The organism is Pseudogemmobacter blasticus, from assembly GCF_003071405.1.
Lineage (GTDB): Bacteria > Pseudomonadota > Alphaproteobacteria > Rhodobacterales > Rhodobacteraceae > Pseudogemmobacter > Pseudogemmobacter blasticus.
In genome coordinates this window covers 1,950,260-1,975,895 of record NZ_CP020470.1, presented here as the reverse complement: position 1 = coordinate 1,975,895, position 25,636 = coordinate 1,950,260, and the positions used below count along the sequence as shown (strand labels likewise).

Annotated in this window: 24 protein-coding genes; 14 read left to right on the top strand and 10 right to left on the bottom strand. The window is 66.4% G+C overall.

The window, feature by feature from the left end; translation table 11 throughout:
* Position 1 precedes the first annotated feature (1 nt).
* On the top strand, positions 2-844 hold the full coding sequence (locus tag B6K69_RS09635; RefSeq protein WP_108643623.1) for an SDR family oxidoreductase: 843 nt from the start codon (positions 2-4) through the stop codon (positions 842-844).
* Positions 845-848: 4 nt separating this feature from the next.
* Here B6K69_RS09635 and B6K69_RS09630 read toward each other — a convergent pair whose 3' ends face one another.
* A complete protein-coding gene (locus B6K69_RS09630) occupies positions 849-2,120 on the bottom strand; it encodes an ROK family transcriptional regulator (RefSeq protein ID WP_228156707.1) in 1,272 nt (423 codons plus the stop codon).
* A 225-nt stretch (positions 2,121-2,345) separates the two neighbouring features.
* Here B6K69_RS09630 and B6K69_RS09625 point away from each other — a divergent pair, with 225 nt between their 5' ends.
* The 5 genes from B6K69_RS09625 to xylA all read left to right on the top strand — a co-directional run bounded on the left by B6K69_RS09625 (position 2,346) and on the right by xylA (position 8,351).
* Positions 2,346-3,371, top strand: a complete 1,026-nt coding sequence (locus tag B6K69_RS09625; RefSeq protein WP_107672525.1) for a substrate-binding domain-containing protein — start codon at positions 2,346-2,348, stop codon at positions 3,369-3,371.
* A gap of 149 nt (positions 3,372-3,520) precedes the next feature.
* Positions 3,521-4,840 (top strand): sugar ABC transporter permease, encoded by a 1,320-nt coding sequence (locus B6K69_RS09620; RefSeq protein ID WP_107672526.1) that lies wholly within the window; start codon positions 3,521-3,523, stop codon positions 4,838-4,840.
* A gap of 13 nt (positions 4,841-4,853) precedes the next feature.
* Positions 4,854-5,615, top strand: a complete 762-nt coding sequence (locus tag B6K69_RS09615) for an ATP-binding cassette domain-containing protein (protein WP_108643622.1) — start codon at positions 4,854-4,856, stop codon at positions 5,613-5,615.
* Position 5,616: 1 nt separating this feature from the next.
* Positions 5,617-7,053, top strand: coding sequence for a xylulokinase (xylB, locus tag B6K69_RS09610; protein ID WP_108643621.1), 1,437 nt, complete (start codon positions 5,617-5,619; stop codon positions 7,051-7,053).
* Positions 7,050-8,351, top strand: coding sequence for a xylose isomerase (gene xylA, locus B6K69_RS09605; RefSeq protein ID WP_108643620.1), 1,302 nt, complete (start codon positions 7,050-7,052; stop codon positions 8,349-8,351). Before xylB ends, xylA begins: the two co-directional genes overlap by 4 nt.
* On the opposite strand, the gene B6K69_RS09600 is transcribed toward xylA, so the two are convergent.
* The gene (locus B6K69_RS09600) at positions 8,342-9,220 is read right to left on the bottom strand and encodes a YihY/virulence factor BrkB family protein (protein ID WP_164681924.1); all 879 of its coding nucleotides are present in this window, start codon (positions 9,218-9,220) and stop codon (positions 8,342-8,344) included. The genes xylA and B6K69_RS09600 overlap by 10 nt on opposite strands.
* A 105-nt stretch (positions 9,221-9,325) precedes the next feature.
* Here B6K69_RS09600 and mgrA point away from each other — a divergent pair, with 105 nt between their 5' ends.
* Positions 9,326-10,357, top strand: coding sequence for an L-glyceraldehyde 3-phosphate reductase (gene mgrA, locus B6K69_RS09595; RefSeq protein ID WP_108643619.1), 1,032 nt, complete (start codon positions 9,326-9,328; stop codon positions 10,355-10,357).
* A gap of 3 nt (positions 10,358-10,360) precedes the next feature.
* Here the strand turns inward: mgrA and B6K69_RS09590 are convergent, their stop codons facing one another.
* On the bottom strand, positions 10,361-11,305 hold the full coding sequence (locus B6K69_RS09590) for an Lnb N-terminal periplasmic domain-containing protein (protein WP_228156706.1): 945 nt from the start codon (positions 11,303-11,305) through the stop codon (positions 10,361-10,363).
* A gap of 5 nt (positions 11,306-11,310) precedes the next feature.
* Entirely contained in the window at positions 11,311-12,066 is a 756-nt protein-coding gene (ubiG, locus tag B6K69_RS09585; protein ID WP_108644870.1) for a bifunctional 2-polyprenyl-6-hydroxyphenol methylase/3-demethylubiquinol 3-O-methyltransferase UbiG, read from the bottom strand.
* Between the two features lie 53 nt (positions 12,067-12,119).
* Here ubiG and pip point away from each other — a divergent pair, with 53 nt between their 5' ends.
* Positions 12,120-13,088: a prolyl aminopeptidase gene (gene pip, locus B6K69_RS09580; protein ID WP_107672531.1), complete on the top strand. Its 969-nt coding sequence runs from the start codon at positions 12,120-12,122 to the stop codon at positions 13,086-13,088.
* Here pip and B6K69_RS09575 read toward each other — a convergent pair.
* From B6K69_RS09575 to B6K69_RS09565, 3 genes are read right to left on the bottom strand one after another with little or no spacing between them, the layout of a single operon-like run.
* Positions 13,085-14,212, bottom strand: a complete 1,128-nt coding sequence (locus B6K69_RS09575) for a CaiB/BaiF CoA transferase family protein (RefSeq protein WP_108643618.1) — start codon at positions 14,210-14,212, stop codon at positions 13,085-13,087. The two genes, pip and B6K69_RS09575, sit on opposite strands and share 4 nt — an antisense overlap.
* A gap of 3 nt (positions 14,213-14,215) precedes the next feature.
* Positions 14,216-14,857: a DsbA family protein gene (locus B6K69_RS09570; protein ID WP_108643617.1), complete on the bottom strand. Its 642-nt coding sequence runs from the start codon at positions 14,855-14,857 to the stop codon at positions 14,216-14,218.
* 10 nt (positions 14,858-14,867) lie between these two features.
* Entirely contained in the window at positions 14,868-15,398 is a 531-nt protein-coding gene (locus tag B6K69_RS09565) for a DUF721 domain-containing protein (protein WP_107672534.1), read from the bottom strand.
* An 80-nt stretch (positions 15,399-15,478) separates the two neighbouring features.
* On the opposite strand from B6K69_RS09565, the gene B6K69_RS09560 reads away from it, so the two are divergent.
* Positions 15,479-16,537, top strand: a complete 1,059-nt coding sequence (locus B6K69_RS09560; RefSeq protein ID WP_418259760.1) for an A/G-specific adenine glycosylase — start codon at positions 15,479-15,481, stop codon at positions 16,535-16,537.
* A gap of 49 nt (positions 16,538-16,586) precedes the next feature.
* The gene (locus B6K69_RS09555; protein ID WP_108643616.1) at positions 16,587-17,735 is read left to right on the top strand and encodes an alkane 1-monooxygenase; all 1,149 of its coding nucleotides are present in this window, start codon (positions 16,587-16,589) and stop codon (positions 17,733-17,735) included.
* A 113-nt stretch (positions 17,736-17,848) separates the two neighbouring features.
* On the opposite strand, the gene B6K69_RS09550 is transcribed toward B6K69_RS09555, so the two are convergent.
* The 3 genes from B6K69_RS09550 to cbbR all read right to left on the bottom strand — a co-directional run bounded on the left by B6K69_RS09550 (position 17,849) and on the right by cbbR (position 20,660).
* Positions 17,849-18,970 carry a site-specific DNA-methyltransferase gene (locus B6K69_RS09550; RefSeq protein WP_108643615.1) on the bottom strand — a complete coding sequence of 374 codons (1,122 nt, stop codon included), beginning with the start codon at positions 18,968-18,970 and terminating at the stop codon, positions 17,849-17,851.
* A gap of 88 nt (positions 18,971-19,058) precedes the next feature.
* On the bottom strand, positions 19,059-19,688 hold the full coding sequence (locus B6K69_RS09545; protein WP_108643614.1) for a ribonuclease HII: 630 nt from the start codon (positions 19,686-19,688) through the stop codon (positions 19,059-19,061).
* Positions 19,689-19,691: 3 nt separating this feature from the next.
* A complete protein-coding gene (cbbR, locus tag B6K69_RS09540; protein ID WP_107672538.1) occupies positions 19,692-20,660 on the bottom strand; it encodes a LysR family regulator CbbR in 969 nt (322 codons plus the stop codon).
* A gap of 93 nt (positions 20,661-20,753) precedes the next feature.
* Here cbbR and B6K69_RS09535 point away from each other — a divergent pair, with 93 nt between their 5' ends.
* From B6K69_RS09535 to gap, 4 genes are read left to right on the top strand one after another with little or no spacing between them, the layout of a single operon-like run.
* Positions 20,754-21,755 (top strand): class 1 fructose-bisphosphatase, encoded by a 1,002-nt coding sequence (locus tag B6K69_RS09535; protein WP_108643613.1) that lies wholly within the window; start codon positions 20,754-20,756, stop codon positions 21,753-21,755.
* Positions 21,756-21,761: 6 nt separating this feature from the next.
* Complete coding sequence (locus B6K69_RS09530) at positions 21,762-22,634, top strand: phosphoribulokinase (protein WP_107672540.1); 873 nt, start codon at positions 21,762-21,764, stop codon at positions 22,632-22,634.
* Positions 22,635-22,652: 18 nt separating this feature from the next.
* Positions 22,653-24,629 carry a transketolase gene (tkt, locus tag B6K69_RS09525; RefSeq protein ID WP_108643612.1) on the top strand — a complete coding sequence of 659 codons (1,977 nt, stop codon included), beginning with the start codon at positions 22,653-22,655 and terminating at the stop codon, positions 24,627-24,629.
* Position 24,630: 1 nt separating this feature from the next.
* Complete coding sequence (gap, locus tag B6K69_RS09520) at positions 24,631-25,632, top strand: type I glyceraldehyde-3-phosphate dehydrogenase (protein WP_108643611.1); 1,002 nt, start codon at positions 24,631-24,633, stop codon at positions 25,630-25,632.
* The last annotated feature ends 4 nt before the right edge of the window (positions 25,633-25,636 follow it).

Below are 25,636 nucleotides of genomic sequence, written 5' to 3'. Positions count from 1 at the left end.
CATGCAGACACTTCTCACACTTGGACATGGCTATTCCGCCGCCGCCCTGGCCCGGCGGCTTGTGCCGCAGGGCTGGTCGGTCATCGGTACCCTGCGCGGCGCCGACCGGGCCGCCGGCCTGCGGGCTGCGGGCGTTGAGCCGCTGCTCTGGCCCGGCGATCTGGCCCCCGCGCTGGCGCGGGCAACGCATGTGCTGATCTCGGCCGAACCCGGCCCGCAGGGCGACCCGTTCCTGGCGGCCTGCCCGGCCATCGCGCAGGCGCCGCTGCGCTGGGTGGGCTACCTGTCCACCACCGGCGTCTATGGCGACCGGGGCGGCGACTGGGTGGATGAAGCCAGCGAAACCCGGCCGGGGTCTGACCGCACGCGCTGGCGGGTGCAGGCCGAAAACCAGTGGCTGGCCACCGGCCTTCCGGTGCATGTGTTCCGGCTGGCCGGCATCTACGGCCCCGGGCGCGGCCCGTTCCAGAAGGTGCGGGCCGGCACCGCGCGGCGGATCATCAAGCCGGGCCAGGTGTTCAGCCGGATTCATGTGGAAGACATCGCCGCCGTGCTTGAGGCCAGCATCGCCCGCCCGAACCCCGGCGCGATCTACAACGTCTGCGACAACGAACCCGCCCCGCCCGAAGATGTGCTGAGCGAGGCCGCCCGCCTGCTGGGCCTGCCGGAACCGCCGGCGGTGGACTATGACGCCGCCGACCTGCCGCCGATGGCGCGCAGCTTCTATGCCGAATCGCGCCGGGTGCGGAATGACCGCATCCGCAGCGAACTGGGCGTGCAGTTGCGCTATCCCGATTACCGCAGCGGGCTGGCCGGTCTGCTGGCAGAAGAAGGCGGCGCCTGATCCGCTATTGCGCCGCGATCTCGCGCGCGGCGGGGGCCAGCAGCCCTTCGGTCACCGCCGACAGGGCCAGCGCCGCCGCCCCATGCGCCCAAAGCAGATCGCCCCAGGCGTGAATCTCGATCGGCGGGCGCGGGCGGCCGGTGTCAATGGCAAGGCTGTCCATCTCGGCCAGCGTCTCGGCGGCATACAGATAATCGTAGCGCATCCGTTCGCCCGACAGGATGATCAGCGCCGGGTCGAACAGGTTGATCACGTTCGACAGGCCCACCGCCAGATAGCGCCCCGCGCGGCGGAAGATGCTGCGCGCGGTGGCATTGCCGGCCTTGGCATGGTCATACAGGCTTTCCAGCAGCACGTTGATCGGCTGGCCTTCCTTGTGGCCCCAGTTCAGCGCGGTCGACGCCTCGCGCGCCAAGGCATAGTCGGCGACATAGGCTTCCAGACAGCCGCGCTGGCCGCAGCGGCACAGCGCCCCGTCAAGCTGCACCTTGGTGTGCCCCAGTTCCATTCCCAGTCGCTGCGCGCCGCGATAGATGCGGTGGTTCATCACGAACCCCATGCCGACGCCATGTTCGATGGTGACGACCGCAAAGTCCGACAGGGCGCGGCCGGCCCCGAACCACAGTTCGGCCAGCGCGACAAGGTTCGCATCATTGTCGATCGAGACCGGCAGCGACAGCCGGGCGGCGGCGGCGGCGGCCAGCGGCACCTGCCGCTCGGTCAGCACCGATGACCACAGCACCATGCCCTCGGCCACATCGACAAAGCCCGGCACGCCGATCCCCACGGCCGACAGGTCCGCCCGGTCCAGCCCGGCCTTGGCGCAGACCCGGTCAAGCAGCGTTTCCACCGCATCCAGCAGGTCTGTCAGGCTTAGCGGACCGGGGCGCCGCGGGATCACGTCGTCCGCGATCAGCGTTCCGGCGAAATCCACGATCACGGCGGTATGCTCGCGGTCCGACAGCTTCATTCCGGCCACGCGATGCGCTCCGGTGCGCACGCCAAGCGCCACCGCGGGGCGCCCGCGCCCGGTGGCCTCAGGGTCGCGCGGGGCGGGCAGTTCCTCGATCAGCCCGGCCTCGATCAGTTCCTGCGTGATGGTGGTGACCGAGGCCGGCGAGACCGCCAGTTCCCGCGCCAGCGTGATCCGCGGAATCAGCCCGGCCGCGCGGATGCGTTCAAACACCTGCTGGCGCAGCGGGCGCTGGCCTTCGGACAGCGGGGGAATCAGCGGGCCGACGCCGCGTCGTGGCTCGGCCTCTCGTTCTTTCTGCATCTGCAGCACATTTTCTTCAGTCATCGAAGCAAGAACCGCCGGATATGCTGCCTTCGCCCCGGCATATTGCTGCAAAGCGGCGAAATCTGGCATGGTGTCTGATGGATCAAGGATTGTCGGCAAATTTATATTTTGACAACTGAAATTATTGGCGCCAATTTTCCCCCGTATCGGCGAATCTGCCGAACCGGCCTTGGAGGAGGCCGTATCGAACGGGAGGATACAATGCAGAAGGTTTTTCTGGCCGCAGTGATTGCTGCGGCGGGCTTCTCCACGGCTGCGCTGGCCGAGGGCAAGAAGATTGGCGTGTCCTGGGCGCAGTTCCAGGAAGAGCGCTGGAAGATCGACGAAGCCGCGATGAAGGCCGCCATCGAAGCCGCCGGCAACGAATACGTTTCGGCTGACGCGCAATCGTCGGCGGAAAAGCAGCTTTCGGACGTGGATGCCCTGATCGCACAGGGCGTGGACGCGCTGATCATCAACGCCTGGGACAAGGACGCCATCGGTCCGGCCATCGAAAAGGCCGCTGCCGAAGGGATTCCGGTCGTCGGCTATGACCGCCTGATCGAAGACAACCGCACCTTCTATCTGACCTTCGACAACGTGGGCGTCGGCCGCATCATCGCGGAAGAAGTGTTCAAGCTGGCGCCGAAGGGCAACTACGCCATCATCAAGGGCGACCCGGGTGACCCGAACGTCGGCTTCCTGCGTCAGGGCATGGAAGAGGTGATCGGTGCGGCCGTGGCATCGGGCGACATCAAGATCGTCGGCGAGGCGAACTCGGACGGCTGGAAGCCCGAGAACGCCCAGAAGAACATGGAACAGATCCTGACCGCCAACAACAACGCGGTGGATGCCGTCCTGTCGCAGAACGACGGCATGGCCGGTGGGGCTGCCGCCGCGCTTGCGGCCCAGGGCCTGAATGTTCCGCTGGGTGGCCAGGACGGCGACCTTGCCGCGATCAACCGCGTCGCGCGCGGCACCCAGACCGTGTCGGTCTGGAAGGACGCGCGTCAACTGGGCAAGGCCGCCGGCGAAATCGCCTCGGCCCTGGCCGATGGGGCCGCGCTGGATGCGGTGCCCGGCGCGACCAAGTTCTCGGGCGGCGAGAAGGGCGTTGAAATGAACGCCATCCTGCTGACGCCGACCCCGATCACCAAGGAAACGCTGAACGTCGCGATCGACGCGGGCCACATCACCAAGGAAGCCGCCTGCGAAGGCGCGCTTCCCGACGTGGCGGCCTGCAAGTGATCTAGGCCGATCTTCCGGCGCCGCCTGACCGGGCGGCGCCGGGTTTTTCCCAGTCGGGTGGTTTCGCGTCAGGTTTCTGGCGTCGCCCGTGCGCCTTTGCACAGGCGGGCATTCCCGGCCAGTTCCCCTCTCAAAGGTTGGACGAGGACATGAGCGACTCTCCTCATTCTGCACAGACCACGACACCCGGCGAAGGCGCGGTCCGCCGCTTTCTGCGCGCCACCGAAATTGACCCCCGCCTGCTGGGTATGGTGGGGGCCCTTCTGCTGATCTGGCTCGGCTTTCACCTTTACGGTGTTTGGGTGCTTGGCGAAGGCTCCTTCCTGACCCCGCGCAACCTGTGGAACCTGTCCGTGCAGACCGCGTCCATCGGCATCATGGCCACGGGCATGGTTCTGGTCATCATCACCCGCAACATCGACCTGTCTGTCGGCTCCATCGTGGGCGTGGTGGGCATGTATACCGGCCTGTTGCAGGTGGAATGGCTCCCGCCCATGATGGGGCTGGGCAATCCGATGATCTGGGTCATCGCGGTTGTCTTCGGCATCACTTTGGGCGCGCTGATCGGCCTGTTCCACGGGCTGCTGATCGCCTATCTGGCGATCCCGTCCTTTATCGTCACCCTTGGCGGTCTGATGATGTGGCGCGGCATGGCGTTTCTGGCTTCGAGCGGGCGGACGATTTCGCCGGTCGACACCACCTTTGCGTTGCTGGGTGGCGGGCCTTACGGCGCTATCGGCGCGACAGGAAGCTGGATTCTCTGCGCCATTGCCTGCGCCGGGATCGCCTGGGCAATGATGCGCGGCCGCGCGGCGCGGAAGCTGCATGGTTTTGCTCTGCGCCCGATCTGGGCCGAGTATGTCGTGGGCGGCATCAGCGCCAGCGTGGTTGTCATCGCCACCCTGGTGGTGAACGCCTACCCTTGGCCGAAAGGCATTCTGAAAGACTATTATGCAAAGCTGGGTCAGGACGTGCCTGAGGGCGCCTTCATAGCCCACGGCTTTGCCTATCCGGTCATCATCATGGTTGCCGTGGTTCTGATGATGACGGTTCTGATGACCCGCACCCGGTTTGGCCGGTATGTCTTTGCCATTGGCGGCAACCCCGAGGCCGCAGCGCTTTCGGGCATCAATACCCGTGCGATGACGGTCAAGATCTTTGCGCTGATGGGCGCTTTGGCCGGGATTGCCGCCATCATCGCCAGCGCCCGGCTGAACAGCGCCACAAACGCGCTGGGGGATCTGGATGAACTGATGGTGATCGCGGCGGCCGTGGTGGGCGGTACCTCGCTCGCCGGGGGGGTCGGGACGATCTATGGCGCGATCATCGGCGCGCTGGTTCTGGTGTCGCTGCAGACTGGTATGGTTCTGATCGGCTTCGGAGACGGGTCTTACCGCAAGATCGTGATCGGCGTGGCGCTGGTGCTCGCCGTCTATCTCGACATCGTTTACCGCAAGCGCATCAAGTGAAGGGGCCAAGACCATGGTAGACAGAACCGGAACCCCGCTTGTCGAACTGCGCGACATCTCGATCGCCTTCGGCGGCATCAAGGCCGTAGATCATGTCACGATCGACCTTTACCCCGGCGAGGTGGTGGGCCTTCTGGGCCACAACGGTGCGGGCAAATCGACGCTGATCAAGTGCCTCTCGGGTGCCTATCGCAAGGATTCGGGCCAGATCCTGATCAACGGGCAAGAGGTGGAAATCCGCGATCCCCGCGACGCCCGCGCCCAGAACATCGAAACGATCTACCAGACGCTGGCGCTGGCCGACAATCTGGACGCCGCCTCGAACCTGTTTCTGGGGCGTGAACTGGTCAACAGCTTCGGCTTCGTGGACGAATCGAAGATGGAGGCCGAAACCCGCAAGATCATGGGCCGGCTCAACCCGAACTTCCGCAAGTTCAACGTGCCGGTCAGCGCCTTGTCGGGCGGGCAGCGCCAGTCGGTCGCCATCGCGCGGGCGGTGTATTTCAACGCCAAGATCCTGATCATGGACGAACCCACCGCCGCGCTTGGCCCGCATGAAACGCAGATGGTGGCCGAGCTGATCCAGGAGTTGAAGAAGCAGGGTCTGGGCATCTTCCTGATCGAGCATGACATCCATGCCGTGATGGACCTGTGCGACCGCGCCGTTGTGATGAAGAACGGCCAGCGCGTCGGAACGGTGGATGTGAAGGACGTGACCGACGATGACATCCTGGGAATGATCATCCTGGGCAAGAAGCCCCCGCAGGCCTACTGACATGTTCATCGGGCTGGATCTGGGCACTTCGGGCCTCAAGGGCGTGCTGATGACCGAAACGCAGGAGGTGGTCGCGGAAGCGACCGCCCCCCTGTCGGTGCAGCGGCCGCAGGAAGGCTGGAGCGAGCAGTCCCCGGCCGACTGGATTGCCGCCGCCGAGACGGTGTTCGACCGGCTGGCGGCGCAGGGGCTGGGGCAGGTGCGGGGCCTTGGGCTTTCGGGCCAGATGCACGGCGCCACCCTGCTGGACCGCGCGGATGAGGTGCTGCGGCCCTGCATCCTGTGGAACGACACCCGCAGCCATGCCGAGGCCGCCGAACTGGACGGCGATCCGATGTTCCGGCGGCTGTCGGGCAACATCGTCTTTCCGGGCTTCACCGCGCCCAAGCTGATGTGGGTGGCCCGGCACGAACCGGCGCTGCGGGCCAGGGTGGCCAGGGTGCTGCTGCCGAAGGATTACCTGCGTCTGTGGCTGACCGGCGAACATGTCGCCGAAATGTCCGACGCGGCCGGAACGGCCTGGCTTGATACCGGCGCGCGCGACTGGTCCGATGATCTTCTGGCCGCCACCGGGCTGGACCGCAGCGCGATGCCGCGCCTGGTGGAAGGTTCGCAGGTCTCGGGAGTGCTGCGCCCGGCGCTGGCGGCCCGCTGGGGCCTGCCGAAAGGCGTGGTCGTGGCCGGCGGCGGCGGCGATAATGCCGCCTCGGGCGTGGGCGTCGGCGTGGTGCGCGCGGGCGAGGCCTTCGTTTCGCTGGGCACCAGCGGCGTGCTTTTCGCGGCAAACGACGGCTACCAGCCCGATCCCGCCACGGCGGTGCACACCTTCTGCCATGCGCTGCCCGACACCTGGCACCAGATGGGGGTGATCCTGGCCGCCACCGACGCGCTGAACTGGTATGCGCGGCTGGTGGGGGCCGATGCGGCGGCGCTGACGGGTGAACTGGGCGCCTTGCAGGCCCCGGGCAAGACCGTGTTCCTGCCCTATCTGGGCGGCGAACGCACGCCGCTGAACAGCGCGTCCGTCCGCGGTGCCTTTGCCGGGCTGGAACATGCCACCGACCGCACGGCCGCCACCCGCGCGGTTCTGGAAGGCGTGACCTACGCCCTGCGCGATTGCCGCGATGCGCTGGCCGCGACCGGCACCCGGATCGGGCAATTGCTGGCGGTTGGCGGCGGGTCGCGGTCGGATTACTGGCTGCGCCTGATCGCCACCGCGCTGGACGTGCCCGTCGCGCTGCCGGTGGCGGGCGATTTCGGCGGCGCCTTCGGCGCGGCGCGGCTGGCGCTGATGGCGGCCACCGGCACCGGGGCCGAGATCGCGACGCAACCCCGGATCGCCCGGGTGGTGGAACCTGACCCCCGTCTGACAGCGGCCTTCGATGCGGGCCACGCCCGTTTCCGCGCCGCGCAAACTGCACTCAAGGATCTGACATGACCGATTTCTTCAAGGGCATCCCCGCCATCCGTTACGAAGGCCCCGAAAGCCGCAACGAATTTGCCTTCCGCCACTACAACCCTGATGAACTGGTGATGGGCAAGCGGATGGAAGACCATCTGCGGTTCGCCGTGGCCTACTGGCACAGCTTCGCCTGGCCGGGCGGTGATCCCTTCGGCGGCCAGACCTTTGACCGGCCCTGGTTCGGCGACGGGCTGGATCTGGCGCGGCTCAAGGCCGATGTGGCCTTCGAGATGTTCGACATCCTTGGCGCGCCGTTCTACTGCTTCCACGATGCCGATGTGCGGCCCGAAGGCGCCACCTTCTCGGAAAGCCTGAAGAACCTGACCGCCATCGTCGATTACCTTGAGGAAAAGCAGGCCCGCCACAAGACGCGCCTGCTGTGGGGCACCTCGAACATGTTCAGCCACCGGCGCTGGATGTCGGGCGCGGCCACCAACCCTGATCCCGATGTTTACGCCTATGCCGCGGCCACGGTGAAGGCCAACATGGATGCAACGCACCGTCTGGGCGGGCAGAACTATGTGCTCTGGGGCGGGCGCGAAGGCTATGAGACACTTCTGAACACCGACCTCAAGGCCGAGCGTGACCACGCCGGGCGCTTCCTGCAACAGGTGGTCGAGTACAAGTACAAGATCGGCTTCAAGGGCACGATCCTGATCGAACCGAAGCCGCAGGAACCCTCGAAGCACCAGTATGATTACGACGTGGCCACGGTCTATGGCTTCCTCAAGGAATTCGGCCTTGAGTCCGAGGTGAAGACCAACATCGAACAGGGCCACGCCATTCTGGCCGGCCACAGTTTCGAACATGAAATCGCGCTGGCGGCGGCCCTGGGCATCTTCGGGTCCATCGACATGAACCGCAACGATTACCAGTCGGGCTGGGACACCGACCAGTTCCCGAACAACCATGCGGAAAAGGCGCTGGCCTTCTACGAAATCCTTCGCGCGGGCGGCTATACCACCGGCGGCACCAACTTCGACGCCAAGGTCCGCCGTCAGTCGCTGGACCCGGAAGACCTGATCCTGGCCCATGTCGGCGGCATGGACACCTGCGCGCGGGCGCTGAAATGCGCCGCCGCAATGCTGGAAGGCGGCGAACTGGAAGCCGCTCGCTGCGCCCGCTATGCCGGATGGGAGACGGCCCCCGCCAAGGCCATGCTGGCGGGCACGCTGGAACAGGCGGCGGCGCGCGTCACCTCCGAAGGGCTGGAACCGCAGCCGAAATCCGGCCGGCAAGAGCGGCTGGAAAACCTGTGGAACCGCTACATCTGAGGGGGGCGCTGCCGGCGCCCCCGGCCCATCTGGCGCAACAGGTTGGCGCGGTCATGCAGTTCGGCATTGATCGCGCCCCCGACCAGCACCGCCCAGACCGAGAAGTAAAGCCACATCATCAGGATCACCACCGCCCCGATCGAGCCGTAGATCCGGTTGTAGCTGTTGAAATTCGCCAGATAGAGCGAAAACCCCATCGAGACGCCGGCCCAGGCCAGCGCCGCGAACATCACGCCGACGCTGATCCAGGGCGACCGGAACCCGCCCGGCACATTGGGGCCAAAGCGATACAGCAGCGACAGGCAGGTCAGCACGAACAGGAACATCACCGCCCAGGGCAGCACGCGGGTCAGCCGCCCCTCGAAGGCGCCAAGCGGCAGATAGGCCAGCATGATGGGCATGATCACCACCGTGGCCAGCGCCACGATCAGCGCGCCGATCAGCGCCATGGTCAGCACGAAATCAACGGCATAGCCGGCGATCCAGCCGCGCGGGCGGGCGCGGTGCACCACATCCAGCCCCTGCACCAGCGCCGACACCCCGGCCCGCGCGGAATAAAGCGCGATGGCCAGCGAAAGGAAGGTCGCCCAGCCCAGCGTGCTGCGCGGCGCGGTCAGAAGCCCCGTCACCTGGTCATGCACCAGCACCGCCGCCTCATGCGGCAGGAAACGCTCGGCCATGGACAGATAGCCGCCGATCACTGCCGGATCGGCCATCAGCGACCAGATCGCCACCACGGCGGCAAGGCCGGGAAACACCGCGAACAGGGCGTAGAAGGCCACGCCCGCGGCGATCAGGCCAAAATGGCCGTCGCCCACCCGGGTCAGCACGGCCAGAACGAAGCGCCGAAGATGGTGCAGCATTTTCATGGGCGCAGTGTCGTGTGAAACCACCCCGCGCGCAACCATGGCCGGCAGGGCTTGATGCCCCCGCTCCGGTCATGGGATCAGCCGATGCAACGAAGGAGAACCGCAATGCCCTGGACCCCCGCCGATGACCGGCATGACAAGATGATCTACCGGCGCTGCGGCCGCAGCGGGCTGATGCTGCCGGCCATCAGCCTGGGCCTGTGGCACAACTTCGGCGATGACACGCCCCATACGGTGAAACAGGCCATCTGCCGCACGGCGCTGGATCACGGGATCACCCATTTCGATCTGGCCAACAACTACGGCCCGCCGCCCGGCAGCGCCGAACAGGCGTTCGGCGAAATCTTGCGGACCGATTTCGCCGGCCTGCGCGATGAGCTGATCATTTCCAGCAAGGCCGGTTACCGCATGTGGGACGGGCCCTATGGCGAATGGGGCAGCCGGAAATACCTGATCGCCAGTTGTGACCAAAGCCTGAAACGGCTGGGGCTGGATTATGTGGACATCTTCTATTCCCACCGCTTCGATCCCGACACCCCGCTTGAGGAAACCATGGCCGCGCTGGACCATATCGTCCGGTCGGGCCGCGCGCTGTATGTCGGGCTGTCCAGCTACAACAGCGCCCGCACCCGGGAAGCGGCGGCGATCCTGCGCGATCTGGGCACGCCTTGCGTGATACACCAGCCCAGCTATTCCATCCTGAACCGCTGGGTCGAAAAGGACGGGCTGAAGGACACGCTGGCCGATCTTGGCATCGGCTCCATCGCCTTCACCCCGCTGGCGCAAGGGATTCTCACCTCGAAATACCTGAACGGTGTTCCGGCGGGCAGCCGCGCGGCGCAGGGCAAATCGCTTGACCCGTCGATCATCACGCCCCGCGCGCTGGATTCGGTCCGCGCGCTGGCCAATATCGCGGCGTCGCGCGGGCAGACGCTGGCGCAGATGGCCCTGGCCTGGGTGCTGCGCAACGGCGGCATCACCAGCGCGCTGATCGGCGCCAGCCGCCCCGAACAGGTGACAGACTGCGCCGGCGCCATCGGCAACCTTGACTTCAGCCCCGAAGAGCTGGCCGCCATCGACGCGATTGCCGAGGAACCGGCGGTGAACCTCTGGGCGCGGTCGTCCGAGACGGAGTGACCGCTACTCCTGCCGGATCCAGCGCGAGAAATCCGCGCCCGCGGGCATTTCGCGGGCGCGCGGGCTGATCAGGGCCCGGGCGCGCTTGTCGGCCAGCGTGCCCGGCCCGGCCAGCGCGCCGAAACGGTCCAGGTATTCCGGCAGATAGCCCGAAAGCAGCAGGCTGCGGTCCAGCGGCAGGTCGGGCGACAGCACCCGCGACAGCCGCCAGACCACGGTGGTGCAATTGGCGGTGACGGTGTTGTACCAGCGCGGCCGGGCATTCAGGTCGTTACCCAGTTGGACAAAGCCCAGAAAGACCTGACGCAACTGGTCGGGCGTCAGGGTCAGCGGGTAAAGCCGCACCTCCTCGCCGCGCGGCACGGCCCGCCATTGCACGATGTCGGCCTCATCCGCGGCGATCAGCGACAGTTCGAACTGCCGGAAGAACCCGCCAAGGGCCGAGAAGCTCTCGCCCTTCTCGCGCCGGATCTCGACCGAAAAGGTCAGCGGCGGCGCGTCCGAAAACCGGAACGACACCAGCAGATGCGCAATATCCGGGTTGCCCCAGACCGAGGTGATCATGTCCGCCCCGGTCAGGTGCGACAGGTTGACGGTGCGGCTGGTCCAGTCCTGCACGGCGGCATGGTCGGCGCTGGTCCAGCGGAAGGCGCGGATGTTCTCCAGCGTGACCGTATCGCCCGTGACCTGCCCGCGCACGATGCGGGCCACGTCCGGCTCCCAGTCGCGGTCCTGCCGGGGGGGCAGGGTGAAGAACCACAGCAGCAGCGCCCCCGCCACCAGCGCAAGCCCCGTCCAGCCCCAGCCGGGGCCCAGCCGCAGCCAGACCACGGCGGCCAGGGCGCCGGCAAGGGCAGCCAGCGCCAGCGGGCGCGCGGCGGGAAACTGAACCCACAGCATGGGGCCGGCCCAGGCCGCGAACAGGGCCAGCGCCAGCCAGAACAGCACGGCTCTCACCGGCGCAGGCTGGCGGTGACGTAATTCACCGACAGGTCGCGGTCCGAGATCGACCAGCGCCAGGTGATGGGGTTGAACACCATCCCCTTGCGGTCCACCGGATCAAGCCCGGCGCGGCGGATCAGGTCATACAGCTCGTCCGGGGTGATGAACTTCTGCCAGTCATGGGTGCCCTTGGGTAGCCAGCGCATCACATATTCCGCCCCGACAATGGCCATCGCAAAACTTTTCGGATTGCGGTTCAGGGTCGAACAGATCATCAGCCCGCCGGGTTTCAGCAGGTCATGGCAGGCGGTCAGATAGGCCAGCGGGTCCGAGACATGCTCGACCACTTCCATGTTCAGCGCCACATCGAACCGCTCGCCGGCCTCGGCCAGCGCCTCGGCGGTGGTGTTGCGGTAGTCGATGGTCAGCCCCGACTGTTCGGCATGAAGTTTCGCCACCGGAATGTTGCGCGGCGCGGCATCGGCGCCCACGACCGTGGCCCCCAGCCGCGCCATGGGTTCCGACAGAAGCCCGCCGCCGCAGCCAATATCCAGCAGCCGCAGCCCGGCAAAGGGCTGCTGCGTCGTCAGGTCGCGGCCGAATTCGGCGGCGATCTGGCGGGTGATATAGTCCAGCCGGCACGGATTCATGTTGTGCAGCGGCTTGAACTTGCCGTTTGGGTCCCACCATTCGGCGGCCATGGCTTCGAACTTGGCCACCTCGGCGGCATCCACCGTGCCCGTTCCGGGCGCTGTATTTGCGTGCATCGCGTCTGACATTGCTTTCGACTCCGTCACCCTGCGGCTATATATAGAACGCAATGGACCACAGATCAGGCCAAAGACGCGCGTTCGACATGTTGTACCCGCCGATCGACCCCTTCGATCAGCGCGTGATCGACGTTGGCGATGGACACCGTGTCTATGTCGAACAATGCGGCCACCCGCAAGGCGAACCCGTGGTCGTGTTCCACGGCGGCCCGGGCGGCGGCTGCAGCCCGACCATGCGGCGCTATTTCGACCCGGCGCATTACCGGGTGATCCTGTTCGATCAGCGCGGCTGTGGCCGGTCACGCCCCCATGCCAGCGTGGCCTCGAACACCACCTGGCATCTGGTTTCGGATGTCGAGGTGATCCGCAAGCAACTGGGGATCGACCAGTTCATCGCCTTTGGCGGAAGCTGGGGCGCCACCCTGGCGCTGATCTACGCGCTGACCCACCCCGAACGGGTGAAGCAGCTTGTCCTGCGCGGTGTCTTCCTGATGACCCGGTCCGAGCTGGACTGGTTCTATGGCGGCGGGGCCGGCGCCTTCTTCCCCGAGGTGTGGAACCGCTTCGCCAATGCCGTGCCGCCCGATGAACGCGGCAACCTGATCCTTGCCTATCACCGGCGGCTGTTTTCCGGCAACATGATCGAGGAAACCCGCTTCGGCCGGATCTGGGCGCATTGGGAAAACGCGCTGGCCTCGATCCAGCATGACGGGCATGTGGGCGAAAGCCCGGCCGATTACGCCCGCGCCTTTGCCCGGCTGGAAAACCACTACTTCCAGAACGGCGGCTTCCTGCAATGCGACGGCTGGATCTTGCGGGAACGCAAGCGCATCGCCCATATCCCGGCAACGGTGGTGCAGGGCCGGTATGATATGGTCTGCCCCCCGGTTTCGGCCTGGAAACTGGCCGAGGGCTGGGATCACTGCCAGATCCGCATGATTCCCATGGCAGGCCATGCCCTGTCCGAACCCGGCATCAGCGAGGCGCTGGTCCGCACCATGGACGGGCTGCGGGCCTAACCCAGCACCTCGTCCTGATGTTCGCCCAGTTTTGGCGCGGCGCGGCCAAGGGCCAGTTCGGCGCCCGAAAAGGTGATGGGCGTGCGCACGCCCGGAATGCCGTCCACCTCGATCTGCATCTTTCGCGCCACCACCTGCGGGTCGGCAAAGACCTCGACCAGATCGTTGATCGGGCCGGCGGGCACGCCTTCCGCTTCGCAGGCGGCAAGCAACGCGTCCTTGGTCCAGGTGCGGGTCACGGCGGTCAGCCGGTCGGTCAGCGCGACGCGGTTGGCAACGCGGCTGGCATTGGTCAGGAAATCGGGCGCCTCGGCCATGTCGTGCAGGCCAAGGATGCCGCACAGCTTGCGATACTGGCCGTCATTGCCGGTGGCGATGATGATCCAGCCATCGGCACAGTCGAACACCGCATAGGGGGCAAGGTTCGGGTGGGCATTGCCCATCTTGCGCGGGGCGGTGCCGGTGGCCAGGAAGTTCATCGCCTGATTGGCCATGATGCCGGTCGCCACATCCATCAGCGCCATGTCGATCTGCTGGCCCTGCCCGGTGGTGCCGCGCTGTACGACGGCGGCCAGAATGGCGGTGGCGGCATAGATGCCGGTAAAGACATCGGTCACCGCCACGCCCACCTTTTGCGGCTGGCCTGCGGCCTCGCCGGTCACGCTCATCAGGCCGGCCATGCCCTGAATGATGAAATCATATCCGGCCCGGTGTGCATAGGGCCCGTCCTGCCCGAAGCCGGTGATGGAACAGTAGATCAGCCGCGGGTTCACCTGGCGCAGGCTTTCGTAATCCAGCCCGTATTTCGCCAGACCGCCAACCTTGAAATTCTCGATCACCACATCGGCCCCGGCCACCAGCCGGCGCACGGTTTCCTGCCCCTCGGGGGTGCGGAAATCGCAGGTGATGCTTTTCTTGCCGCGGTTGCAGCAGTGGAAATAGGCGGCGGAACGGTCGCCGTCCCGGTCAAGGAACGGCGGCCCCCAGCGGCGGGTGTCGTCGCCTTCGGGGGCCTCGACCTTGATCACCTCGGCACCAAGGTCGGCCAGTGTCTGGCCGGCCCAGGGGCCAGCCAGAATCCGCGCCAGTTCGATGACGCGAAGTCCCTCCAGCGGCGCGGCCATGGATCAGCCCGCCAGCTTGGCGTCGATGATGGCCTTGAGGTCGTTGTAGCTCATGTTCGAATGCTTCTCGCCGTCGATCATCAGCGTCGGCGTGCCTTCAATGCCGTCGGCCTTCATGTTTTCCTCGAACCGCTTGACCATGGCATCCACCTGCTTGGCATCGGCCAGACAGGTATCAAGCTGTTCGTTGGTCAGCCCCGCCGTGACCCCGATGGTGCGCAGCTTGCCGATCACGACATTCGGGTCCTGGTCGGCCAGCCATTCGGCCTGCTGGTCAAAGAGCATGTCCGAAATGCCGAAATAGCGCAGATCGCCACCGCAGCGCGCCACCAGCGCGGCCCACAGGCCGAAGCGGTCGAAATAGACTTCGCGGTAGGTGAACTGCACCTTGCCGGTGTCGATGTAGTCGGCCTTGAGCGGCTTGAACACCGTGGCATGGAAATTGGCGCAATGCGGGCAGGTAAAGCTGGCATATTCGACGATCTTCACCGGCGCGTTCGGATCTCCCAGCGAGAAATCCTTCACCTCGGGCAGGGCCTCCGGCGTGGCGGGCGTCTCGGCGGTGGTCGTCTCTTGCGCCCAGGCCGGAAGCCCGGCCATCGCGGCGGCCATCGCCATCAGCGCCCGTCTGTTGATTGTCGTCATGGAGTGGTCCTCATTCAGCCTTGTGGCGAGTTAAGATGTTTTGCGCCAGCCGTTCAAGCGCGGCCCGCAGGCCCGGGTCGCCCACGGCGGCGGTTTCGGCGCTGGCGCGTTCGGCCAGCGCCGGGTCAACCGGGGCAGGGGCCTTGGGCGCGGCAGTGAATTGCGCCTGGCCTTCGGCAAAGCCAAAGGCCGATGTTTGCGTTAGCAGGATGCGCGAAATCGCGTTATACCCGTAGACGGCATTCACCCGCGTGCGGATGGTGTCCTTCTGCATCTCGATGATCGGGGCGGCGGCGCCCTGCACCAGCAGCGTCAGGCTGCCGCCCATGCCTTCGCGGCCATAGCCCACCTTGACCGGCCGGGTGACGCGGGCGATGTCCTCGCCCACCACCTCGGGCCAGTGGGTCACCAGCCGGGCCACGGCAAAGCCCCGCGCCTCGCCGGCATGGCGCAACTGGCCCTGCATCAGCGAGAAGGCCGGTTCGAACCCGCGTCGGCGGTGTTCGCTTGAAGGTTTCGCAGGGGCGGGTGTGCGGGCCATCTGGTCCTTGCCTTTTCGCGGGCTATCTTAGCGAAAGTTCGTGGCCCCGCCACCATGTCGGGAAGAAGAGAGCATAAAGATTGCGTGACGCCTTCCCCCTGTCCGATCAGGACGCCGCCCCCGAACTTCTGGCCTGGTATGACCGCCACGCGCGGGTGATGCCCTGGCGTGTCGGGCCGGCCGAACGGGCGGCAGGCGTGATGCCCGATCCCTATCGCGTCTGGCTGAGCGAGGTGATGCTTCAGCAGACCACCGTGGCCGCCGTGCGCGATTATTTCCGCCGCTTCACCGACCGCTGGCCCGATGTCGAGGCGCTGGCGGCGGCGCGGGATGAGGATGTGATGGCCGAATGGGCGGGGCTTGGCTACTATGCCCGCGCCCGCAACCTGCTGAAATGCGCCCGCGCGGTGGTGGCGCGCGGCGGGTTTCCCGGCAGCCGCGACGGGCTGCTCACACTGCCCGGCGTGGGGCCCTACACGGCCGCCGCCGTGGCCGCGATTGCCTTCGATGAACCGGCGGCGGTGGTCGATGGCAATGTCGAACGGGTGATGGCGCGGCTGTTCCTGGTGGAAACCCCGCTGCCCGCCGCCAAGCCCGAGCTGACCCGCCTTGCCGCCGGGCTTACCCCGCAGGACCGGCCCGGCGACTATGCGCAGGCGGTCATGGACCTTGGCGCAACGATCTGCACCCCGCGCGCGCCGGCCTGTGCCCTTTGCCCCTGGTCGCACCGCTGCCGTGCCCGGATGGAGGGCGTGCAGGCCGGCCTGCCCCGCAAGGCCGCCAAGACGCCCAAGCCCACGCGGCAAGGCACGGTCTGGGCGCTGCGCCTGCCGGTGGGCTGGGTGCTGGAACGGCGACCCGACCGCGGCCTTCTGGGCGGCATGTGGGGCCTGCCCGGCGACGGCTGGGACGGCAGCCCCGGCGGCCCGCCCCCCGCCAGCACCGACTGGATCGAGGCGGGCGAGGTGCGCCACACCTTCACGCATTTCCACCTGCACCTGCGCGTGCTGGCCGCCCGGGCCGAGGTGCCGTTGCAGCGTGGCGCGCCGGTGCCGGCAGACGGCTTCCGCCCCTCGGATCTGCCCACGGTCATGCGCAAGGCGCTGGCGCTGGCGGATGCGGCATTGACCCACGCTTGAGGCTGGCGCCCAGAGGCGTATCCTGCAGCCGCCCTGAGGAGGCTGTTTCATGACGACTCTTTCCCCGCAGGAGGTTGCCCGCCCGCGCGCCGCCCTGCCGTTCTTTCTGTCTTACGGAACCATCCCGCTGGCCTTTCTGGGGGCCTTTGCAGGCGGATTCTGGGTGATCGCCCTGCCGGTCTACTGCTGGTATCTGTTCTCGATGCTGGATGCGGTAACCGGGCTGAACCTTGATGACGCCAGCCCGGACACCCCCGAAGACCATCTTGGCCTGTATCGCCTGCTGACAATGGCCTGGTTTCCGGCGCAGTTCGCAACGCTGTGCTTCATGCTGTGGTATGTGCCGCAGGCCCCGCATCTGGACCTGGGCGCCCGGCTGGGCCTGTTCTTCGGCATCGGGGTGATGACCGGCACCATCGGCCTGCCCTATGCGCATGAACTGCTGCACCAAAGCCCGCGGATCGAACGCTGGCTGGGCGATCTTCTGCTGGCAAGCGTGCTCTACTCGCATTTCCGCAGCGAACACCTGCGCGTGCATCACATCTATGTCGGCACGCCGCGCGATGCGGTGACGGCTCGCTACAACGAAGGCTTCCACCGCTATTACGCGCGGGTGCTGCGCGATTGCCCGCGGTCGGCCTGGGCGGCGGAAAAGGCAATGCTGGCGCGGCGGGGCCGTCCGGTGTGGCACCTGTCCAACCCGTTCTGGCGCTATGGCGCGCTGCAACTGGCCATGCTGGCGCTGGCGCTGCTGCTGGGGGGCTGGGCCGGGCTGGGGTTGTTCCTGTTCCAGGCCGGGGTGGCGGTCTGGCAACTGGAACTGACGAATTACGTCGAACATTACGGTCTGACCCGGCGGTATCTGGGCGACGGCCGCTATGAACATGTCCAGCCGCGCCATTCCTGGAACGCGGCCCACCGGGCAACGAACTGGCTGCTGATCAACCTGCAGCGCCACTCCGACCATCATTACAAGCCCGACCGGCGCTTCCCGCTGTTGCAGAACTATCCCGCAGACGAGGCACCGCAACTGCCCTTCGGCTATCCGATGATGACCTTCGCCGCGATGATCCCGCCCTTGTGGCGCCGGGTGATGAACCCCCGCGTGCGCGCCTGGCGCAAGACCTTCTACCCCGACATCACCGACTGGCACGATTACAACAAGGGCCGCACCCCCCTGCCGCAGGGCGCCCCTTAAGCCGCGGAATGCGCCCTTGCCACGCGAAAAGGCCCCGCCATGCAGACATGGCGGGGCAGTGGCGTTTCCGGGCGGTCCGGGAACGCAGGCGTCGGAATTGCGGTTGGAAAGGGTCAGTTCGGGCGGGTGCCCTCGGCCTCCATCTCGGCACGGATCTGCTGGCGCAGGATGTCGATCGGAATCATCTTGCCGTCGCGCTTGAAGTGCCAGTAGGTCCAGCCATTGCAGCTTGGCGCCCGTTCATAGGCGGCGCCGACCTGATGGATCGAGCCCTTCACGTCATTGCCCACCAGCGTGCCGTCGGCGCGGACCTTGGCCTTGTAGCGGTTGCCGATGGAATACAGCTCTTCGCCGGGGCGCAACATGCCGCGTTCGACGACCTGCCCGAAGGGCACCCTCGGTTCGGCCCGTTTCGAGCCGGTCACTTCCAGCGCCGAGGCATCATACTTGCGAACCCGCGCAAGCCGTTCGCTGGCGGCCTTGCGATAGGCGGCCTCGCGTTCGATCCCGATGAAATCGCGGCCCAGCATCTTGGCCACCGCGCCGGTGGTGCCGGTGCCGAAGAACGGGTCAAGCACCACGTCGCCGGGGTTGGTGGTGGCCACCAGAACCCGGTGCAGCAGCGCCTCGGGCTTCTGCGTCGGATGCGCCTTGTCGCCGTTTTCATCCTTCAGCCGTTCATGGCCGGTGCACAGCGGAATCACCCAGTCCGACCGCATCTGCACACCGTCGTTCAGCGCCTTCAGCGCCTCATAGTTGAAGGTGTATTTGGCCGATTCATCACGGCTGGCCCAGATCAGCGTTTCATGGGCATTGGTCAGGCGCTTGCCCTTGAAATTGGGCATCGGGTTCGACTTGCGCCAGACCACATCGTTCAGCAGCCAGAAGCCCTGGTTCTGCAACTCGGCCCCCAGCCGGAACACGTTATGATAGCTGCCGATCACCCAGATCGCGCCATTCGGCTTCAGCAGCCGCTTGGCCGCCTTCAGCCAGCGGCGGGTGAAGTCATCATAGGCCGCGAAGGACGAGAACTGGTCCCAGTGGTCATCCACCGCATCGACAAGGCTGTTGTCGGGGCGAAGCAGTTCACCCTTCAGTTGCAGGTTATAGGGCGGATCGGCGAAAATCAGGTCAACGCTGCCGGCGGGCAGCCCTTCCATGACCTCGATACAGTCGCCGTCAAGGATCTGGTTCAGCGGAAGCACGGGCTCCGCCTTGGTCTTGGTGATGCTCATTCTCTGCCTCTGTCCCCGGCATCTTGGTGTGCCGATGTTGGGCCCCAGAATGAGTCAGCCGCGAATCGCCGTCAAATTCTTTTTTGAATCAAGAGGTTACTGATTTCTCTTGGCACAAGATGTTGTGGACGGGTGCGAAGGAACGCCTATGCCAAGGGGTAACACCAATTTGTAGAAGCGCCTGAAGATGCGCCTTGGTGGGGTATCCGGCGTTCTTTTCCCAGCCATAGCCGGGGTGCTGTTGCGCCAAATCCACCATGATCCGGTCGCGTGCCACCTTGGCCACGATCGAGGCGGCGGCGATGGACAGGCAGCGCGCATCGCCCTTGACCACGGCCCGCGCCGGAAGGGTCAGGCCGCGCGGCAGCAGGTTGCCGTCGATCAGCGCGAAATCGGCCGGCAGCCCCGCAATGGCGCGCTCCATCGCCAGATGGCTGGCGCGCAGGATGTTCAGGCTGTCGATCTCCTCCACGCTGGCATGTGCGACCGAGACGGCGGCATGTTCCTGCAACCAGCCGGCCAGCCGGTCACGCGCGGCCGCGCTCAGCGCCTTGCTGTCGGCCAGGCCGGGGGGAATGCGGCCGGGGTCCAGCCGCACGGCGGCCGCCGTCACCGGGCCGGCCAGCGGCCCCCGGCCCACCTCATCGACGCCCACGATATACAGCGCGCCGGCGGCGCGGGCTTCGGTCTCGAACGTGTCATCGGGGGCGGTGCGCATCGGTCAGCCTGTCGTGGTCGGGGTTGCAACGGGGGTCGGCAGCACGGGCAGCACCGGCAGGAAAGATCCGTTCAGGCTGAGGATGGTCTTCTCCAGTTCCCGCGTGGCGGGCAGGGCGGGCTGGTCCAGCCGCCGCACCAGGAACCAGTGCCGTTCCACCGGCAGGCCGGGCGCGGGCAGGGTGATCAGGCTGCCGTTGCGCAATTCGTCGGCCACCGTATGCAGCGACAGGAAGGCAATGCCCAGCCCCGCCATCACCGCCTGCTTGATCGTCTCGTTCGACCCCATCTCGACCAGCGACCGTGGCGCCCCTTCGCCCAGCCGTTCCAGATAGCGCATCATCAGGATGCGGGTGCCCGAACCCGGTTCGCGCGCGATGAAGGTTTCGCCCGAAAGGTCGGCGGCGGTCAGCCCTGCCATGCCGGCCAGCGGATGGTCGGGCGGGGCAATCACCCCATGCGGATGCGGGCCCAGCGGCCAGGCCTCGTTCGGCGGCGTGCGCGGCGGGCGGCCCATGATCGCCAGATCGAAATGCATCCGCTCCAGATCGCCCAGAATCTGTTCGCGGTTGCCCACCTCAAGCACCACCTCGATGTCGGGGTGCAGCGACCGCAGCACCTTGACCAGACGCGGCGCGAAATACTTGGCGGTCGAGACCACGCCCAGCGTGACCCGCCCCGCGCGGCCATCGCGAAAGGCCAGCACCTGCTGCACCGCCTGGGTCAGCGCCGCGTCGATCCGGCCGGCGCTGGCCAGCATCACCTGCCCCGCCAGCGTGGGCCCGCTGCCCGACCCGTCGCCATGGCGATACAGCAGCGGCAGGCCAAGCGCCTCTTCCAGCATCTTGATCTGGCTGTGCACGGCGGGTGTGGTCAGCCCCAGTTCCCGCGCGGCGGCGGTCATCGACCCGGTCCGCGCCACGGTGGCCAGCGCGCGCAACTGGCGCAGGGTAATCATCTCGGCCGGGTTCATTAGATTTCCCTTAAACTGACAATAAGAGATTTAAATTCCATTTGATGGCAAAGCAAGTATGTAACTCTTGCTAGACAGCCATCGGGGATAAAGATGTCAACCCGCCGTGCCTTGCCCGAAACCCATGTTCCGGAACCCCTGCGCCCGCTGATGCAAAGCATCGCGACCGCCTCAATCTCTCTGGCCCGCCTGATTGCCCGCAATGGCATTGAACACAAGCTGGGCGCAGATGCCGATGCCACCAATGCCGGCGGCGATTCGCAGAAGGCGCTGGATGTCTGGGCGGACGATCTGTTCCTGAAAGCCGCCCGTGACGGGGGGGTGCGGCATTATGCCAGCGAAGAGCAGGATCGTGTCGTCGACCTTGGCGCCGGCGACTGGGCGCTGGCGATTGATCCTCTGGACGGGTCGTCCAACATCGACACCAACGTGTCGATCGGCACCATCTTCTCGATCTACGCCGCCGCCGACACGCCGGATGCCAGCTTCCTGCGCCCGGTCAGCGAACAGGTCGGCGCGGGCTATGTGATCTACGGGCCGCAGACGGCGCTGGTCGTCACGCTGGGGCAGGGCGTGCAGCGTTATGCGCTGGACTATGACACCGGCGCCTTCGTTCTGGTCGAACCGCAGGTTTCGATCCCGCCCGAGTCAAACGAATTTGCGGTGAACGCCTCGAACTACCGGCACTGGCCCAAGCCGATCCGCGCCTATGTCGATGATTGCGTGGCCGGCGTTGACGGGCCGCGCGGCAAGAATTTCAACATGCGCTGGATCGCCAGCCTTGTGGCCGAGGCGCACCGCATCCTGGCGCGCGGCGGGGTGTTCCTTTACCCGGCCGATGACCGCAAGGGCTATGAACGCGGCCGGCTGCGGCTGCTCTATGAATGTGCGCCGATTGCCATGCTTTGCGCGCAGGCCGGCGGCGGTGCCACCGACGGCACCGATCCGATCCTGCAGATGCGGGTGGAAACCCTGCACCAGCGCACCCCGTTCATCTTCGGCACCAGGGCCAAGGTCGCCCGGATCGCCGCCTATCACGACATGCCTGAAATCGAGTCCGCCCTGTTCGGGCGGCGCGGACTGTTCCGGAGCTGACAGATCATGAGCAAGCGTTTTCCCATCATTTCGGTCACCGGGTCGTCGGGTGCCGGCACCAGCACGGTGAAACACACCTTCGAACAGATCTTCCGCCGCGAAGGGATCAAGGCGGTGTCGATCGAAGGCGACGCCTTCCACAAGTTCAACCGCGCCGACATGAAGGCCGAACTGGCCCGTCGCGCGGCCGAAGGCGACCAGACCTTCTCGCATTTCAGCTATGAGGCCAACGAACTGGCTGAACTGGAGCGGGTGTTCCGCGAATACGGCGAAACCGGCAAGGGTCGCAGCCGCACCTATGTCCATGACGAGGCCGAGGCCGCCAAGACCGGCGTCGCGCCCGGCAACTTCACCGAATGGGCCCCGTTCGAGGAAGGGTCGGACCTGCTGTTCTACGAAGGTCTGCACGGGTCGGTGGTGAACGATACCGTCGATCTGGCCCGCCTGGCCGATCTCAAGATCGGCGTGGTGCCGGTGATCAACCTTGAGTGGATACAGAAGATCCACCGCGACCGCGCCACCCGGGGCTATTCCACCGAAGCGGTGACCGATACCATCCTGCGCCGGATGCACGCCTATGTGCATTGCATCACGCCGCAATTCACCCGCACCGACATCAACTTCCAGCGGGTGCCGGTGGTGGACACGTCCAACCCCTTCGTCGCGCGCTGGATTCCCACGCCCGACGAAAGCCTTGTCGTGATCCGCTTCCGCAATCCGCGCGGCATCGACTTCCCCTATCTGGTGTCGATGATCGCCGGGTCGTGGATGACGCGGGCCAACTCCATCGTGATCCCGGGCAACAAGCAGGATCTGGCGATGCAACTGATCCTGACCCCGCTGATCGAGCGCCTTGTGCGCGACGCCAAGCGCGCCTGACATTCGGGAGAAAGCAAGATGAACGCCCCCACCAGAACGGTGTCCGAACGCGACATGGCCAACGCAATCCGCGCGCTGGCCATGGATGCGGTGCAGAAGGCGAACTCGGGCCACCCCGGAATGCCCATGGGCATGGCCGATGTGGCAACGGTGCTGTTCAACCGCTTCATCACGCTGGACCCGGCCGATCACCGCTGGCCCGACCGTGACCGTTTCGTCCTGTCGGCCGGTCATGGTTCGATGCTGCTCTACGCGCTGAACCACCTGCTCGGCTATGCCGACATGCCGATGGAGCAGCTCAGCCAGTTCCGCCAGATGGGCGCGCGCACGGCGGGCCACCCGGAATACGGCCATGCGCAAGGCATCGAGGTCACCACCGGGCCGCTGGGGCAGGGCATTTCCACCGCCGTCGGTCTGGCGCTGGCCGAACGCATGGCGGCGGCGCGCTTTCCGGGGCTGGTGGACCATTACACCTGGGTCATCGCCGGCGACGGCTGCCTGATGGAAGGCATCAGCCACGAAGCGGGCGATTTCGCCGGCCATCTGGGGCTGGGCCGCCTGATCGTGCTTTGGGATGACAACAGGATCACCATCGACGGCGATACCGCGCTGTCCACCTCGACCGACCAGAAGGCCCGCTTTGCCGCCTACGGCTGGCATGTGGCCGACTGCGACGCGCATGATCCCGAAAGCATCGCCGCGGCGATCACGGCGGCCAAGGCCGATCCGCGCCCCAGCCTGATTGCCTGCCGCTCTGTCATCGGCTTCGGCGCGCCGAACAAGCAGGGCGGCCATGACGTGCACGGCGCCCCCCTGGGCGCCGATGAGATTGCCGCCGCGCGGGCGCATCTGGGCTGGCCGCATGAACCCTTCGTCGTGCCCGACGCGATCCGCGACGCCTGGGCGCGGGTGTCAGCCCGGGGGGCGGCGGCCCGCATCAACTGGCTGCGCAAACTGGCCGCCCACCCCGACCGCGCCGCGTTCGAGGCCGCGCAGGCCGCCGACCCGGCCCCGCTGGCCCCGGCCATGGCGGCGCACAAGGCGAAACTGATCGCCGACAAGCCCAAGGTCGCCACCCGCAAGGCCAGCGAAATGGCGATCGAGGTGGTGGCGGGCGCGCTGCCCTTTGTCGTGGGCGGTTCGGCCGACCTGACCGGATCGAACCTGACCAGGGCCAAGTCGCAGAAATCGGTGAAGCCCGGCGATTTCTCGGGGTCTTACATTCACTACGGCATCCGCGAACACGGCATGGCGGCGGCGATGAATGGCATCGCCCTGCATGGCGGCTTCCGCACCTATGGCGGCACCTTCCTGGTCTTCGCCGACTACTGCCGCCCCTCCATCCGGCTGGCCGCGCTGATGGGCGTGCCCGTCACCTATGTCTTCACCCATGACAGCATCGGTCTGGGCGAAGACGGGCCCACCCACCAGCCGGTTGAAACCCTGGCCGGCCTGCGCTGCATCCCGAACCTGACGGTGATCCGCCCCGCCGACGCGGTGGAAACCGCCGAAGCCTGGGAAATCGCCCTGGCCTCGGCCGCCACGCCCACGCTTCTGGCGCTCAGCCGGCAGAACCTGCCCACCCTGCGCAGCGATGCGGCCGAAAATCTTTCCGCGAAGGGCGCCTATGTCCTGCGCGATGTGGCGAAACGCGACGTGACGCTGATCGCCACCGGCTCCGAAGTGGAAATCGCGCTGGCCGCCGCCGACCTTCTGGCCGCCGAAGGCATCGCCGCCGCCGTGGTCTCGGCCCCTTCGTTCGAGCTGTTCACCGCCCAGCCGGATGATTACCGAACGGCCGTTCTGGGCACCGCGCCGCGCGTCGGCATCGAGGCGGCAATCCGCCAGGGCTGGGATGCGGTGCTGCGCAGCGATGACGCCTTCATCGGCATGACAGGCTTTGGCGCCTCGGCGCCCGCCCCCGCGCTTTACGCGCATTTCGGCATCACCAAAGAGGCCGCCGCCGCTGCGGCCCGCAAACTGACGGGAAAATGAGATGACGGTTAAGGTAGCCATCAACGGCTTTGGTCGGATCGGCCGCAACGTGCTGCGCGCGATCATTGAATCGGGCCGCACCGACATTGAGGTCGTGGCGATCAACGATCTGGGCCCGGTTGAAACCAACGCGCATCTGCTGCGCTTCGACTCGGTCCATGGCCGGTTCCCCGGCACCGTGACCACCGGCGAAGACTGGATCGACGCCGGTCGCGGCAAGATCAAGGTCACCGCGATCCGCAACCCGGAAGACCTGCCCTGGGCCAATGTCGACATCGCGATGGAATGCACCGGCATCTTCACCGCCCGCGACAAGGCCGCGCTGCACCTGAAGAACGGGTCCAAGCGCGTGCTGGTCTCGGCCCCGGCCGATGGCGCGGACAAGACCATCGTCTATGGCGTCAACCATGACGTGCTGACCGCCGCCGACCTTGTGGTGTCGAACGCAAGCTGCACCACCAACTGCCTGTCCCCCTTTGCCAAGGCGATCCATGACGCCATCGGCATCGAGAAGGGGATGATGACCACCATCCACAGCTACACCGGCGACCAGCCCACGCTGGATACGATGCACAAGGATCTGTATCGCGCCCGCGCCGCCGCCCTGTCGATGATCCCCACCTCGACCGGCGCCGCCAAGGCCGTGGGTCTGGTCCTGCCTGATCTGAAGGGCAAGCTGGACGGTTTCGCGATCCGCGTGCCCACGCCGAATGTCAGCGTCGTGGACCTCAAGTTCATCGCCAGGCGCGCCACCAGCGCGGACGAGATCAACGCCGCCATCAAGGCCGCCGCCGACGGGCCGCTGAAGGGCATCCTGGGCTATACCGAATTCAAGAACGTCTCGTCCGACTTCAACCACGACCCGCGGTCGTCGGTGTTCCATCTGGACCAGACCAAGGTGATGGACGGCACCTTCTGCTCGGTCCTGAGCTGGTACGACAACGAATGGGGCTTTTCCAACCGCATGGCGGACACCGCCGTCGCGATGGGCAAACTGATCTGAGGAA

Bases quoted from the DNA above. Each gene is read 5' to 3' on its own strand.
- B6K69_RS09620 (WP_107672526.1), top strand. From the start codon at position 3,521: ATGAGCGACTCTCCTCATTCTGCACAGACCACGACACCCGGCGAAGGC.
- cbbR (WP_107672538.1), bottom strand. From the start codon at position 20,660: ATGAACCCGGCCGAGATGATTACCCTGCGCCAGTTGCGCGCGCTGGCC.
- gap (WP_108643611.1), top strand. From the start codon at position 24,631: ATGACGGTTAAGGTAGCCATCAACGGCTTTGGTCGGATCGGCCGCAAC.
- pip (WP_107672531.1), top strand. From the start codon at position 12,120: ATGGACCACAGATCAGGCCAAAGACGCGCGTTCGACATGTTGTACCCG.
- B6K69_RS09625 (WP_107672525.1), top strand. From the start codon at position 2,346: ATGCAGAAGGTTTTTCTGGCCGCAGTGATTGCTGCGGCGGGCTTCTCC.
- tkt (WP_108643612.1), top strand. From the start codon at position 22,653: ATGAACGCCCCCACCAGAACGGTGTCCGAACGCGACATGGCCAACGCA.
- B6K69_RS09630 (WP_228156707.1), bottom strand. From the start codon at position 2,120: ATGCAGAAAGAACGAGAGGCCGAGCCACGACGCGGCGTCGGCCCGCTG.
- B6K69_RS09600 (WP_164681924.1), bottom strand. From the start codon at position 9,220: ATGAAAATGCTGCACCATCTTCGGCGCTTCGTTCTGGCCGTGCTGACC.
- B6K69_RS09615 (WP_108643622.1), top strand. From the start codon at position 4,854: ATGGTAGACAGAACCGGAACCCCGCTTGTCGAACTGCGCGACATCTCG.
- B6K69_RS09530 (WP_107672540.1), top strand. From the start codon at position 21,762: ATGAGCAAGCGTTTTCCCATCATTTCGGTCACCGGGTCGTCGGGTGCC.
- B6K69_RS09635 (WP_108643623.1), top strand. From the start codon at position 2: ATGCAGACACTTCTCACACTTGGACATGGCTATTCCGCCGCCGCCCTG.
- B6K69_RS09565 (WP_107672534.1), bottom strand. From the start codon at position 15,398: ATGGCCCGCACACCCGCCCCTGCGAAACCTTCAAGCGAACACCGCCGA.
- B6K69_RS09570 (WP_108643617.1), bottom strand. From the start codon at position 14,857: ATGACGACAATCAACAGACGGGCGCTGATGGCGATGGCCGCCGCGATG.
- B6K69_RS09555 (WP_108643616.1), top strand. From the start codon at position 16,587: ATGACGACTCTTTCCCCGCAGGAGGTTGCCCGCCCGCGCGCCGCCCTG.
- xylB (WP_108643621.1), top strand. From the start codon at position 5,617: ATGTTCATCGGGCTGGATCTGGGCACTTCGGGCCTCAAGGGCGTGCTG.
- B6K69_RS09545 (WP_108643614.1), bottom strand. From the start codon at position 19,688: ATGCGCACCGCCCCCGATGACACGTTCGAGACCGAAGCCCGCGCCGCC.
- mgrA (WP_108643619.1), top strand. From the start codon at position 9,326: ATGCCCTGGACCCCCGCCGATGACCGGCATGACAAGATGATCTACCGG.
- B6K69_RS09535 (WP_108643613.1), top strand. From the start codon at position 20,754: ATGTCAACCCGCCGTGCCTTGCCCGAAACCCATGTTCCGGAACCCCTG.
- ubiG (WP_108644870.1), bottom strand. From the start codon at position 12,066: ATGCACGCAAATACAGCGCCCGGAACGGGCACGGTGGATGCCGCCGAG.
- xylA (WP_108643620.1), top strand. From the start codon at position 7,050: ATGACCGATTTCTTCAAGGGCATCCCCGCCATCCGTTACGAAGGCCCC.
- B6K69_RS09550 (WP_108643615.1), bottom strand. From the start codon at position 18,970: ATGAGCATCACCAAGACCAAGGCGGAGCCCGTGCTTCCGCTGAACCAG.
- B6K69_RS09575 (WP_108643618.1), bottom strand. From the start codon at position 14,212: ATGGCCGCGCCGCTGGAGGGACTTCGCGTCATCGAACTGGCGCGGATT.